Consider the following 13,056-nt stretch of genomic DNA (forward strand, 5'->3'; position numbering starts at 1 on the left):
TCAATTCGATGGGGCGAACCTGGTCTTACACCTATGACGAGGCTGGTCGCCTCTTGGCCGAGACGGACTTCAACGGACGTACCCTCACCTACGCGCATGACCCCGTGGGCGGCCTGCTGTCGCGGACCAACGGTGCGGGCGAGACGTTGACCTTCACCCGGGACGCGCTCGGCCGGGTCGTGGAACAGCGGAGCAGTACGGGTGACGTCACGACGTACGCATACTCCCCGACCGGACAACTCGTGCACGCCGTCGGCGCGGATGCCGAGATCGTCTATGAGCGCGACAAGCTCGGCAGGGTCCTTTCGGAGACCGTGAACGGCCGGACGACAGCACACGCCTATGACGACCGAGGGCGGCGGACCCGTCGTACAACCCCATCCGGGCTGACGTCGCATTGGACGTACGACCCGACGGGGCGTTGCACCGAGTTGGGCTCCGAAGCCGGGAGCCTGTCCTTCACCTACGATGCCGGCGGCCGGGAGACGGAACGCCGTCTCGGCGAAGACGTGACCCTCACCCAGCGGTGGGACGTGGCCGGCCGCCTCACTGTGCAGTCGCTGACGTCGGCGGTGGCGAGAGGGGCCGGCCACCGTCTTCTGCAGTACCGGGAATACGCCTACCGCGCTGACGGCTACCTCTCCGGCATCCGGGAGCTCACCGCCGGCGCCCGGAACTTCGACCTCGATGAGACAGGCCGCGTCACCGGCGTACGTGCTCATGGCTGGACCGAGACCTACGCCTACGACACAGTGGGAAATCTGACGCACGCCGCCGCTCCCGGGCACGAGGTTCCCGGGGACCGGGAGTTCGAGGGCACGATCGTCCGTCGCGCGGGCAATACCACGTACGAGCACGACGGCCAGGGCCGGCTCGTTACCAAAACCCGCAGGCTGCTGAACGGAAAGCGACACAGATGGAGGTACACCTGGAACGCGGAGGACCGCCTGACAGCGGTTTCCACCCCGGACGGCAGTCGCTGGCGATACTCCTACGACCCTTTGGGCCGACGCATCGCCAAGTCCCGCATGTCGGACGACGGTTCTCCGGTCGAGCACGTGGAGTTCACCTGGGACGACACCTGTCTGGCCGAGCAGAGCACCCCCGACGGCAAGACGACCACCTGGGAGTACGCCCCCGGCACACACCGACCGCTGGCCCAGACCGACCACTGGCCCTCTCTCCGCAGTTCGGAGACCTCCTACCTGGCCCGCCTGGCGGAAGAGACAACCACCGATCGCGTGCCTCGCTTCCACGCGGTCATCACCGACGCGGCGGGCACACCGACCGAACTTGTCACAGCAGGCGGTGCCGTGGCCTGGCAGCGACGCACCTCACTGTGGGGTACCCCCTTGTCCTCCGGGACAGAGGCCGACCCGGTCGAGTGCCCGCTGCGCTTCCCCGGCCAGTACCACGATGCCGAAACCGGGCTGCACTACAACTACTTCCGTTTCTACGATCCGGAAACCGCAGGCTACCTCTCCCCCGACCCGCTCGGTCTCGATCCCGCGCCAAATCACCATGCCTACATCGTCAACCCGTTCCGGTGGATCGACCCGACCGGATTGGTGAAGTGTACTCAGGAGGCGCTTGACAAGGCCTTCGAGATGGACAATACGCCGCGGAAGCTCGAACACGTCATCGATCCCCCGAAGCATGGCTTCGAGGAGATAGTGAAGAATTCGGGAGGGCGCTCCGAAGCGTTTCGCCGCATCCTCAACAGTCTTGGAGAAGGCGACGACCTTCCGGAATCCGGTGGTTTCGTCGTCGACCGTACAATCGACGGGGAAACGGTCACCATCCGCGGAGCGATGGTCAACGGGATACCCCGAATCGGAACCGCGTTCATCCAGGAAAAGTTCCCAGGAAAGACACCATGACGGACCACCCCGCCACCAGACCTCTGTCCCACCTCGAACGGCGCACCCTCGCGCAGCTCCTCGCGCCCGAATTTCCGGGCGTCCAGGAGTTGAGGAACCAACTGCCAGAAACCCGTGTCACCGGCCCATGGGGGGCCGAGTCTCCGAGTGTCGACCTGGAAGTGCCCGCCGACATCCCTGCAGCACCGATCGAGGACGGCATCATCCCGGCCACCGGAACGGTCACAGACGACTCGGGCCAACTCTTCGGTGAACTGCTCGTGTGGGTGAGCGGTGGAAGGCTCTCAGCCCTTGAGTTCTCGTGGTACGGGGACACCGCACCGACGGAACTGCCAGATCCCGGCCTTGTCACCGTGACGGTGCAGTGATCGACGAAAGGAACGCACCGCTTGCGCTCCTTGGCCTTCTCCTCGTTCTCCTTCTCCGGCAGATCCTTGTCGGAGCAGAAGCCCTCCTGCTTCGCCTTCATCCGCAGGGCCGGCGCGAAGCCGCACAGGGCCTGAAGCTCCTCCGGATCCGAGGTCAGAATGGTGACCGGGGCGGGGGAGGCCAGCGCGGTGGCGGCCACGATCGCGTCCAGGGCGTATTTGTGGCCGCGCAGGCGGACATGCCTCGTTTGCCAGTGCGTGCTCCGAGGGCTGCGATGGTGCCTTCGTGGAGCGAGACCCTGCAGCAGGGAAGGCCCCGACAGCGCTGAAAGGAGCGAACGCGCAGGTCAGGGCCTGTCCTCTCAGCACTCGATGATGTTCACCGCGAGCCCGCCCCGCGCCGTCTCCTTGTACTTCACCGACATGTCCGCGCCGGTGTCCTTCATGGTCTTGATGACCTTGTCCAGGGACACCTTGTGGGAGCCGTCGCCGCGCATGGCCATCTTGGCGGCGGTGACCGCCTTCACCGCGGCCATGCCGTTGCGCTCGATGCACGGGATCTGGACCAGGCCGCCGACCGGGTCGCAGGTCAGGCCGAGGTTGTGTTCCATGCCGATCTCGGCGGCGTTCTCCACCTGCTCGGGGGAGCCGCCGAGGACCTCGGCGAGGGCGCCGGCGGCCATGGAGCAGGCGGAGCCGACCTCGCCCTGGCAGCCGACCTCGGCGCCGGAGATGGAGGCGTTCTCCTTGAAGAGCATGCCGATCGCGCCGGCGGCCAGGAGGAAGCGGACGACGCCGTCCTCGTCGGCACCGGGGACGAAGTTGATGTAGTAGTGCAGGACCGCCGGGATGATGCCGGCCGCGCCGTTCGTGGGGGCCGTCACCACGCGGCCGCCCGCCGCGTTCTCCTCGTTCACCGCCATCGCGTAGAGCGTGATCCACTCCATCGCGTGCGCCAAGGGCTCGCCCTCGGCGCGCAGCTGGCGGGCCGAGACGGCCGCGCGGCGGCGGACCTTCAGGCCGCCGGGCAGGATGCCCTCACGGGACATGCCGCGCTGGACGCACTCGCGCATCACCCGCCAGATCTCCAGCAGGCCCGCCCGGATCTCCTCCTCGGTGCGCCAGGCGCGCTCGTTCTCCAGCATCAGGGAGGAGATCGACAGGCCCGTCTCCTTCGTCAGGCGCAGGAGCTCGTCGCCGGTACGGAAGGGATACTTCAGGACCGTGTCGTCCAGCTTGATCCGGTCCGCGCCGACCGCGTCCTCGTCCACGACGAAGCCGCCGCCGACCGAGTAGTACGTCTTGGAGAACAGCTCCGCGCCCGAGGCGTCGTACGCCCATATCGTCATGCCGTTGGCGTGGTAGGGCAGGGCCTTGCGGCGGTGCAGGACCAGGTCGTCGTCGAAGGAGAAGGGGATCTCGTGTTCGCCGAGCAGCGAGATGCGGCCCGCCGACTTGATCGCCTCCACCCGCTCGTCGGCCGTTTCCACGTCCACCGTGCGGGGCGAGGCGCCCTCCAGGCCGAGCAGGACCGCCTTCGGGGTGCCGTGACCGTGGCCGGTGGCGCCGAGGGAGCCGTACAGCTCGCACCTCAGGGAGGCCACCGGGTCCAGCAGGCCTTCGTTGCGCAGGCGGCGGGCGAACATGCGCGCCGCGCGCATCGGGCCGACCGTGTGGGAGCTGGACGGGCCGATGCCGATCGAGAACAGGTCGAAGACCGAGATGGCCACGGGAACTCCTCAAGACGGGTGAAGCAGGGGCGGTACGGGGTGCGGGCACCGCGCGCACCTTCCGGTGTCCAGTGTGCGCGGTGCCTCGCGAAAGGTGACTTACTTGTTCAGAGCCGGGTACAGCGGGTGCTTGTCGGCCAGGGCCTTGACCCGGGCCTTGAGCGCCTCGGCGTCGTACGCCGGCTTCAGCGCCTCCGCGATCACGTCCGCGACCTCGGCGAAGTCCTCGGCCGTGAAGCCGCGGGTGGCGAGGGCGGGCGTGCCGATCCGCAGACCGGACGTGACCATCGGCGGGCGCGGGTCGTTCGGGACCGCGTTGCGGTTGACCGTGATGCCGACCTCGTGGAGGCGGTCCTCGGCCTGCTGCCCGTCCAGCTCGGACTCGCGCAGGTCGACGAGGATCAGGTGCACGTCCGTGCCGCCCGACAGCACGTTCACGCCGGCCTCGCGCGCGTCCGGCGCCGTCAGCCGCTCGGCGAGGATCCTCGCGCCCTCCACTGTACGGCGCTGGCGCTCCTTGAATTCCTCGGAAGCCGCGACCTTGAAGGACACCGCCTTCGCCGCGATCACGTGCTCCAGGGGACCGCCCTGGAAGCCCGGGAAGACGGAGGAGTTCAGCTTCTTCGCGAAGTCCTTGCTGCGGGCGAGGATGATGCCGCCGCGCGGGCCGCCCAGGGTCTTGTGCGTCGTGGAGGTCACCACGTCGGCGTACGGCACCGGGTTGGCGTGCAGACCAGCCGCGACCAGGCCCGCGAAGTGCGCCATGTCGACCCACAGGTGGGCCTCGACCTCGTCGGCGATCCGGCGGAACGCGGCGAAGTCCAGCTCCCGCGGGTACGCCGACCAGCCGGCGATGATCACCTTCGGGCGGTGCTCCTTGGCCAGCCGCTCGACCTCGGCCATGTCGACCAGGCCGGTGGCGGCGTCCACGTGGTAGGCGACCACGTTGAACTGCTTGCCGGAGAAGTTCAGGCGCATGCCGTGGGTCAGGTGGCCGCCGTGGGCGAGGTCCAGGCCGAGGATGGTGTCCCCGGGCTGGGCCAGCGCGAACAGGGCCGCCTGGTTGGCGGAGGCGCCGGAGTGGGGCTGGACGTTGGCGTACTCGGCGCCGAACAGCTCCTTGACCCGGTCGATGGCGATCTGCTCGGCGACGTCGACGTGCTCGCAGCCGCCGTAGTAGCGGCGGCCCGGGTAGCCCTCGGCGTACTTGTTGGTGAGGACGGAGCCCTGCGCCTCCATCACCGCGAGCGGCGCGAAGTTCTCGGAGGCGATCATCTCCAGCGTGGACTGCTGGCGGCCGAGCTCGGCGTCGACCGCGGCGGCGATCTCCGGGTCCAGCTCGTGCAGGGGCGTGTTCAGGGAGGTCATACGGCTACGACTCCTCAGCCGGCGTTCTGGGCGGTGTACTCGTCGGCGGAGAGCAGGTCGGCCGGCTCCTCCGAGACGCGCACCTTGAACAGCCAGCCGCCCTCGAAGGGGGCCGAGTTCACCAGCGACGGGTCGTTGACGACGTCCTCGTTGATCTCGGTGACCTCACCGGTGACCGGCGAGTACAGGTCGGAGACCGACTTGGTGGACTCCAGCTCGCCGCAGGTCTCGCCCGCGGTCACCGTGGAGCCGACCTCGGGGAGCTGGGCGTAGACCACATCGCCGAGCGCGTTGGCCGCGAACTCGGTGATGCCGACCGTCGAGACGCCGTCCTCGGCGGCCGACAGCCACTCGTGCTCCTTGCTGTAGCGCAGCTGCTGGGGGTTGCTCATGGCCTGAATTCTCCTGTACGCGCGGGAGTGCTGATGAAGGGGGGACTGCTGAAGCCGCTGATGAGCAGCGGAAACGTGCGCGGGGTCACACAGTGGCCGCGCCCAGTGTCTACTTCTGGCGCTTGTAGAACGGCAGCGCCACGACCTCGTACGGTTCGTGGCTGCCCCGGATGTCGACGCCGACGCCCGCGGTGCCCGGGGCCGCGTGCGCCGCGTCGACGTACGCCATGGCGATCGGCTTGCCCAGGGTGGGGGAGGGGGCGCCGGAGGTGACCTCGCCGATCACCTGGCCGCCCGCGACGACGGCGTACCCGGCGCGCGGCACCCGCCGGCCCTCGGCGACCAGCCCGACGAGGACCCGCGGCGGGTTCTCCTGGGCCCTGGCGGCGGCCTCGGCGAGCGCCTCGCGCCCCACGAAGTCGCCCTCCTTCTCGAACTTGACCACGCGGCCGAGCCCGGCGTCGAAGGGGGTGAGCGCCGTGGTCAGCTCGTGCCCGTACAGCGGCATGCCCGCCTCCAGGCGCAGGGTGTCCCGGCAGGACAGGCCGCAGGGGACCAGGCCGACGCCCTCGCCGGCCTTGGTCAGCGCCTGCCACAGCTCCACGGCGTGCTCCGGCTTCACGAACAGCTCGAAGCCGTCCTCGCCGGTGTAGCCGGTGCGGGCGATCAGGGCCGGGACGCCGGCGACCGTGCCGGGCAGGCCGGCGTAGTACTTCAGGCCGTCCAGGTCGGCGTCGGTGAGGGACTTCAGGATGCCGGGGGACTCGGGGCCCTGGACGGCGATCAGCGCGTACGCGTCCCGGTCGTCGCGCACCTCGGCGTCGAAGCCGGCGGAACGCTCGACGAGGGCGTCCAGCACCACCTGGGCGTTGGAGGCGTTGGCGACCACCATGTACTCGGTCTCGGCGAGCCGGTAGACGATCAGGTCGTCCAGGATGCCGCCGTCGGCCTGGCAGATCATGGTGTAGCGGGCGCGGCCGACGCCGACGGAGGCGATGTTGCCTACCAGGGCGTAGTTGAGGAGGGCGGCCGCGCCGGCGCCGGTGACGGTGATCTCGCCCATGTGGGAGAGGTCGAAGAGACCGGCCTTCGTACGCACGGCGAGGTGCTCGTCACGCTCGGAGCCGTAGCGCAGGGGCATGTCCCAGCCGGCGAAGTCGGTCATCGTCGCACCGAGCGAGCGATGCAGCGCGTCCAGCGCGGTATGGCGCAGCTCAAGGGGTTCGGTACTGCTCATCGGACGGTCGTCTCCCAGGAAAGCAGGACAGGCGAGGAACGTTCCTCCCCATCTGTCATCGGAACCTGAGAGGTTCGCCAGGACCGCCACAGGGACGATCACGGCTTGCACCTTGGGTGGAGCCACTGTCGCAGCGGCCCGCTTTTCAGATGTGCCTCGCCCGCGCGGTAACGGGGCCTGAGAGATTCAAGGGAGGGACTTGCTCCTTCGGCGCCCCGGCATCAGTGCTGCCAGGGACTCTCCCGCGCGGATTCAAGCGGCCGGTATGCAGTTGGCGGCCACATCATTGCACGGCGAGCCTGCTTTTGTAACCGACCTGTGGCAGGACGCGGACCCCTCCACCACCCCCGTTCATTACCTTCTCTTTACGCATCGCGGGCATGAGGATGACCGGGCCGACAGGGGAGGAAGATCACGATGAACAGGACCCTGGTGTACGCCACCGCCGGCACCGGCATCGCGGTGCCGGGTCAGCGCCCCGCGCCGGCCCCCGTCGTCCGCGACCTGCGCGACCGCGCCGGCAGCGGCCCGCACGTCCTGCTCTTCGGCCCCCAGGACCTGGTGGTGATCACCGGCCTGCCCGGCAGCGGCAAGTCCACCCTGATGCGGCGCGCGGTCGCCGGCCGCCGCGTCGACTCCCAGGACACGCGCGACCGCTTCGCGGCCCGCCTGCCCCGAGCGCTCCCGTACACCCTCTACCGCCCGCTGGTCCGCCTCGCCCACTACACCGGCCTGCGCCGCGCCCTGCGCACCGGCGAGGGCCTCGTCGTGCACGACTGCGGCACCCAGCCCTGGGTGCGGGCCTGGCTCACCCGCGCGGCACGCCGCCGCGGCGGCACCCTCCATCTGCTCCTGCTCGACGTCCCGCCCGACACCGCCCGCGAGGGTCAGCGCACCCGCGGCCGGGGCGTCTCCCGCTACGCCTTCCGCCGCCACCGCCGTACGACCGCCCGGCTGCTCGACACGGTCGAGCGGGGCGGGCTGCCCGCGGGCTGCGGCGCCGCGGTGCTGCTGGACCGCACGGCGGCCGACGCGCTCCGGCGGATCGCGTTCACCGGATGAGGGGGACGGTGTGCACGCGGCGAGGGGCTGTCACCGCCACCCGCTAGCCTTCTTGGTCACAGCAGAGATTTCCAGCAGGCGGTAGGCAGATGGACTTCCCGGCGGACATTCCCGCGGACTTCCCGGCACAGGCGCACCCCCAGCCCCACGGCGGCTGGCCCGGCAACGAGCTGGAGGAGGTGCTCTCGGCCTCCCTCGGCATACCCGCCGCGGCCGGCCGGATCATCGAGGTCCTGGGCCGCAGCCTGCTGTGGATCCCGCTGCCGAGCGGCGGCGGCCCCGACAGCGGCCCGCTGGACCTGCCCACGCTGGACCTCGGCGGCCAGACGTACGTCCCGGTGTTCAGCTCCGAGGAGCAGCTGCGCCAGGCGGCCGGCTCCCACATGTCGTACACCATCGCCCCCGCCGTGGAGTTCGCCCGCGGTCTGCCCCCGCAGGTCGGCATCGCTGTGAACCCCGACGCCCTGGTCGGCATCCCGCTCCCGCCCGCGGCGGTGGCCGAGCTGTGCCGGGTGGGCCGCACCCCGCTGGACGGGCCCAACACCGGCGGCCGGGTCCGCCTCTTCGAACCCGACTGGCAGGACGACCCGGTCGACTTCCTCTCCGCCGCGTCCGCCGAGTTCGCCGAGACCGGCGTGGTCCTCACCGCCCGCCGCTGCCTGGCCGCCATAGAGACGGACGACCCGGTGATGTTCGTCGGCGTGGAACTCTCCCAGTGGGAAGGCGACCTCCGCGCGCTCCCCATGCAGGCCCTGGGCCGCGCCCTGGGCAAAGTCCCGGTCAAGTGGCCGATGAGCCTGGTCCTCCTGGACGTGACGGACGACCCGGTGGCCGCATGGCTCAAGTCGAACGTCCGCCCCTTCTACCAATACGGTCACTGATCAGCAGGCAGGGGAGCAGCGGACCTCAGGGGCGCGGGGAACTGCGCGACAAGCCCCCCACGCACCCGCACCCGCGTACGCACCCGAGGCGGCACCCCCGTGGGCGCTTAAGCTGTCTCCAAACGCGGGGCACGAAAAAGAGAAGGGCACGACAGGTGAGCGCGAGCCACAGCGGCAGCGTCGAGCACATGCTGCGCCAGGTCACGCCCGGACGCTACGACGCCTACGAGGCCCTGCTCCGCGCCCTCGCCACCCCCTCCTCCGGCCAGATCTGGATGCTCCTGTGGCACGGCCAGGCCGGCTCCCCGGACGCCCAGTACGGAAACATGGAGATCGACGGGTTCCAGTACGCCCCCTGCGTCACCTCCGCCCAGGAGCTCTCGGCCAGCGGCTGGAACCGGTCGTACGAGGTCGTCGACGGGCTCGACGTGGCCCGCACCCTCTACCCGGACCACTACGGCCTCTGGCTCAACCCGCACACCCCGGGCGGCGGCGTCGGCATCCCCTGGCTGGACCTTCGCCGCATCGCCACGGGCCTGGACCGCCAGCCCGCCGGCCCTCTCCGGCTGTCCGAACCCGGCATCGAGATCCCGCAGTTCTACGCCCTGCTCGCGCAGAACGCCCACCGCACCCCGGCCCTGCGCTCGCTGCGCCGCGCCTGGGTGCAGCCGGCGCTCGGCGCCCCGTACCTCGCCATCGGCCTGGACGTGTACGACACCTCGCCGGCCGCGGTCGACTCGGTGCGCGCGATGATGCAGCAGTCCGTCGGCGCGGTGCCGGAGGGCCTGCCGGTGTCGACGGTCGCGATGACGGACGAGTACGACCCGGTCGTGATGTGGATGCGGGCCAACGCCCGCCCGTTCTACGACCGCGAGGCCCACGCCGCGCCGCAGCCCCAGCTCCAGGCCTCCCCCGGGCAGCAGGCGCCCGCCGCCGGATACGGCTATCCGCCGGTGCACGGCAGCTACTGACCTGGGATTATCGCCCGTACGTCCCGTTTTGCGCACTCGGCCGTTCCGCCCGGCCCCGTCCGTTCGCCGTAACTCCTTGTCCGCATAACAGGAAACGCCTGCTTGCATCACGGTTGCGCATCCATTCCCCGTCAAGGCTGGCGGCTGATCGCGCAAGCGTTGAAGACTCCCCCTTCAAGGGGTTCGCCCCTGTGTACGACGGACTGTTTGATGCCGCTACCAGCGGCAAGTGCGGGCCGGCTACCGCCGGTTGAGAGGGGTCCCAGCCTGATGACGGCACCATTGCACGAGCCGACCGCGGAAGCGGCCCCGGGTGCGGCAGAGGAAGCGGCGGTCGCGGCCACCGACGCGAAGGCCGTTCAGGGCCGCTCCCTGGGCCGGATCGCCTGGGAACGCCTCAAGCGGGACAAGCTGGCCCTCACGGGCGGCGTGGTCGTCCTCCTCCTCATCGTGATCGCCCTGCTCGCACCGGTGATCACGAACCTCGTCGGCCAGGACCCGGACAACTACCACCAGAGCCTGATCGACCCGCTGTTCAGCACCCCCAAGGGCTCGATGGGCGGCATCAGCGGCGACCACCTGCTCGGTGTCGAACCGGTCAACGGCCGCGACATCTTCGCCCGCATCCTCTACGGCGCCCGGATCTCGCTGCTCGTCGGCTTCCTGTCCGCCGTGGTCGCCGTCCTCCTCGGGACCATCCTCGGCATCCTGGCGGGCTTCTTCGGCGGCTGGGTGGACTCGGTCATCAGCCGGGTCATGGACGGCCTCCTCGCCTTCCCGCAGCTGCTGTTCATCATCGCGCTGGTCTCCGTGATGCCCAACCAGATGCTGGGGCTCACCGGCACGGGCGTGCGTGTCTTCGTGATGATCCTGGTCATCGGCTTCTTCGGCTGGCCGTACATCGGCCGCGTGGTGCGCGGTCAGACGCTCTCGCTGCGTGAACGCGAGTACGTCGAGGCGGCCCGCTCGCTCGGCGCCGGGCGGTTCTACATCCTCTTCAAGGAGCTGCTGCCCAACCTCGTCGCGCCCATCATCGTGTACACGACGATGATGATCCCCACGAACATCCTGACCGAAGCGGCGCTCAGCTTCCTGGGTGTGGGCGTCAAGCCGCCCACCTCCTCCTGGGGACAGATGCTCTCCAGCGCGATCGACTACTACGACTCGGACCCCATGTACATGGTGATCCCAGGCGTGGCGATCTTCATCACGGTGCTGGCCTTCAACCTCTTCGGCGACGGCGTGCGGGACGCCCTGGACCCGAAGGCCTCCCGCTGAAGTGCCGTACCCCAAGCGTCCCGTGAGCTCTGCCACGGGGTCTCTCATCAAATCCGGAGGATCCGAGATCGTGAACACCCAACGCACCTCAGGGCGGCGCAAGCAGGCCCTTGCCGCTGCCGCAGTGGTCGCCGGGCTGCTGACCACGGCGGCGTGCGGCGGAGGCAACGGCGGCTCGAAGGACGGCGCGGCCGGCTTCAACGCGGCGGTCAACAAAGTCGCCCAGGCCGACCAGGTCAAGAAGGGCGGCACGCTGAAGTTCGTGAGCACGCAGGACGCCGACTCGTGGGACACCACGCGCGGCTACTACGGGTTCATGTGGGACTTCTCCCGCTACTACAGCCGCCAGCTGGTCACCTACAAGACCGCGCCCGGTGCCGAGGGCGCCCAGCTCACCCCGGACCTGGCCACCGACATGGGCAAGATCTCGGACGGCGGCAAGACCTACACCTTCACGCTGCGCGACGGCGCCACCTGGGAGGACGGCAAGCCGATCACCTCCCAGGACGTCAAGTACGGCATCGAGCGCGTCTGGGCGCAGGACGTCCTGTCCGGCGGTCCGATCTACCTCCAGCAGATGCTGGACCCGAAGAACACCTACAAGGGTCCGTACAAGGACTCCGCGAAGGACCACCTGGGCCTGAAGGCGATCGAGACGCCGGACGCGAAGACGATCGTCTTCCACCTGCCGGCGCCCAACTCGGACTTCCTCCAGGCGCTGGGCATGACCGCGGGCTCCCCGGTCCGCCAGGACAAGGACACCAAGTCCAAGTACGGCCTGCACCCGTTCTCCTCGGGTCCGTACAAGTTCGAGTCCTACGCCCCGGGCAAGAACCTGGTCCTGGTCCGCAACGACCAGTGGAAGGCGTCCTCCGACCCGGTCCGCAAGGCGTACCCGGACAAGATCACGCTGGACATCTCCACGAACCAGGTCAACTCGGACCAGCAGCTGATCAACGGCGACTACGACGTGGACGCCAGCCAGACCGGCCTGGGCCCGCAGGGCCGTCAGATCGCCCTGAAGCAGCACAAGGACAACCTGGACAACCCGGTCTCCGGCTTCATCCGCTACGCGGTCTTCCCGCAGAGCGTCAAGCCGTTCGACAACGAGCACTGCCGCAAGGCCGTGATCTACGCCGCCGACCACGTGTCCCTGCAGACCGCCCGCGGTGGCCCGATCGCCGGTGGCGACATCGGCACCAACATGCTCCCGCCGTCGGTCGCCGGTGGCGAGGGCCAGAAGTACGACCCGTACCAGATCGCGACCAAGAACAAGAACGGCAGCGTCGACCTGGCCAAGCAGGAGCTGAAGGCCTGCGGCAAGCCGAACGGCTTCTCCACCACCATCGCGGTCCGCAACAACAAGTCGCAGGAAGTGGCCACCGCCGAGTCCCTGCAGGCCGCGCTGAAGAAGGTCGGCGTCAACGCCGACATCTACCAGTACGACGGCTCGCAGAGCCCGGGCATCATCGGCTCGCCGTCGAACGTGGAGAAGAAGAAGCTCGGCATCATCATCATGGGCTGGGGCCCGGACTTCCCGACCGTCCAGGGCTACGGCATCCCGCTGTGGAGCAGCAAGTACATCCTGCAGAGCGGTAACAACAACTACGCCCTGATCAAGGACAAGACGATCGACGGTCTCTTCGACCAGTACACCACCACGATGGACACCTCGAAGAAGACCCAGATCGCCACGGAGATCAACCACAAGGTCATGGAGGGCGCGTACTACCTGCCCTTCACCTTCGAGCGGCTGCTCAACATCCGCTCCTCGCGTCTGGCCAACGTGTACACGACGAACGCGTACAGCGGTTACTACGACTTCGTCAACCTCGGCCTGAAGTCCACGAAGTAAACCCGGCACACCCGCCGTACGGCACGAAAGGCAG

General features: G+C 69.1%; 11 protein-coding genes, 1 pseudogene and 2 riboswitches. Of the genes and pseudogenes, 7 read left to right on the forward strand and 5 right to left on the reverse strand.

Annotation, left to right across the window (positions count from 1 at the left end; genetic code table 11):
* Positions 1 to 8 precede the first annotated feature (8 nt).
* On the forward strand, positions 9 to 1,880 hold the full coding sequence (locus ABT171_RS05245; protein WP_503074092.1) for an RHS repeat-associated core domain-containing protein: 1,872 nt from the start codon (positions 9 to 11) through the stop codon (positions 1,878 to 1,880).
* On the forward strand, positions 1,877 to 2,248 hold the full coding sequence (locus ABT171_RS05250) for a hypothetical protein (RefSeq protein WP_351240009.1): 372 nt from the start codon (positions 1,877 to 1,879) through the stop codon (positions 2,246 to 2,248). The genes ABT171_RS05245 and ABT171_RS05250 overlap by 4 nt, the downstream gene beginning before the upstream one ends.
* A gap of 119 nt (positions 2,249 to 2,367) precedes the next feature.
* Here the strand turns inward: ABT171_RS05250 and ABT171_RS05255 are convergent.
* The 5 genes and pseudogenes from ABT171_RS05255 to gcvT all read right to left on the reverse strand — a co-directional run.
* Positions 2,368 to 2,481 (reverse strand): annotated as a pseudogene (locus tag ABT171_RS05255) (DNA-binding protein); the annotation flags it as partial.
* 129 nt (positions 2,482 to 2,610) lie between these two features.
* Positions 2,611 to 3,978, reverse strand: a complete 1,368-nt coding sequence (locus tag ABT171_RS05260) for an L-serine ammonia-lyase (protein ID WP_351240011.1) — start codon at positions 3,976 to 3,978, stop codon at positions 2,611 to 2,613.
* A gap of 99 nt (positions 3,979 to 4,077) precedes the next feature.
* Entirely contained in the window at positions 4,078 to 5,346 is a 1,269-nt protein-coding gene (glyA, locus tag ABT171_RS05265) for a serine hydroxymethyltransferase (RefSeq protein WP_351240013.1), read from the reverse strand.
* Between the two features lie 14 nt (positions 5,347 to 5,360).
* Positions 5,361 to 5,738, reverse strand: a complete 378-nt coding sequence (gcvH, locus tag ABT171_RS05270) for a glycine cleavage system protein GcvH (protein WP_351240015.1) — start codon at positions 5,736 to 5,738, stop codon at positions 5,361 to 5,363.
* Positions 5,739 to 5,847: 109 nt separating this feature from the next.
* The gene (gene gcvT, locus ABT171_RS05275; protein WP_351240017.1) at positions 5,848 to 6,975 is read right to left on the reverse strand and encodes a glycine cleavage system aminomethyltransferase GcvT; all 1,128 of its coding nucleotides are present in this window, start codon (positions 6,973 to 6,975) and stop codon (positions 5,848 to 5,850) included.
* Between the two features lie 42 nt (positions 6,976 to 7,017).
* A riboswitch (glycine riboswitch) is annotated at positions 7,018 to 7,130 on the reverse strand.
* Positions 7,131 to 7,230, reverse strand: a riboswitch (glycine riboswitch).
* Between the two features lie 162 nt (positions 7,231 to 7,392).
* Here gcvT and ABT171_RS05280 point away from each other — a divergent pair.
* The 5 genes from ABT171_RS05280 to ABT171_RS05300 all read left to right on the forward strand — a co-directional run bounded on the left by ABT171_RS05280 (position 7,393) and on the right by ABT171_RS05300 (position 13,022).
* Positions 7,393 to 8,037, forward strand: coding sequence for an AAA family ATPase (locus ABT171_RS05280; protein ID WP_351240019.1), 645 nt, complete (start codon positions 7,393 to 7,395; stop codon positions 8,035 to 8,037).
* 89 nt (positions 8,038 to 8,126) lie between these two features.
* Positions 8,127 to 8,918 carry an enhanced serine sensitivity protein SseB gene (locus ABT171_RS05285; protein ID WP_351240021.1) on the forward strand — a complete coding sequence of 264 codons (792 nt, stop codon included), beginning with the start codon at positions 8,127 to 8,129 and terminating at the stop codon, positions 8,916 to 8,918.
* Positions 8,919 to 9,106: 188 nt separating this feature from the next.
* On the forward strand, positions 9,107 to 9,889 hold the full coding sequence (locus tag ABT171_RS05290) for an enhanced serine sensitivity protein SseB C-terminal domain-containing protein (protein ID WP_503074093.1): 783 nt from the start codon (positions 9,107 to 9,109) through the stop codon (positions 9,887 to 9,889).
* Between the two features lie 270 nt (positions 9,890 to 10,159).
* A complete protein-coding gene (locus ABT171_RS05295; protein ID WP_351240025.1) occupies positions 10,160 to 11,167 on the forward strand; it encodes an ABC transporter permease in 1,008 nt (335 codons plus the stop codon).
* A gap of 70 nt (positions 11,168 to 11,237) precedes the next feature.
* Positions 11,238 to 13,022, forward strand: coding sequence for an ABC transporter substrate-binding protein (locus ABT171_RS05300; protein ID WP_351240027.1), 1,785 nt, complete (start codon positions 11,238 to 11,240; stop codon positions 13,020 to 13,022).
* The last annotated feature ends 34 nt before the right edge of the window (positions 13,023 to 13,056 follow it).

Origin of the sequence: Streptomyces sp. NPDC001851 (genome assembly GCF_040297165.1) — a bacterium.
GTDB lineage: Bacteria > Actinomycetota > Actinomycetes > Streptomycetales > Streptomycetaceae > Streptomyces.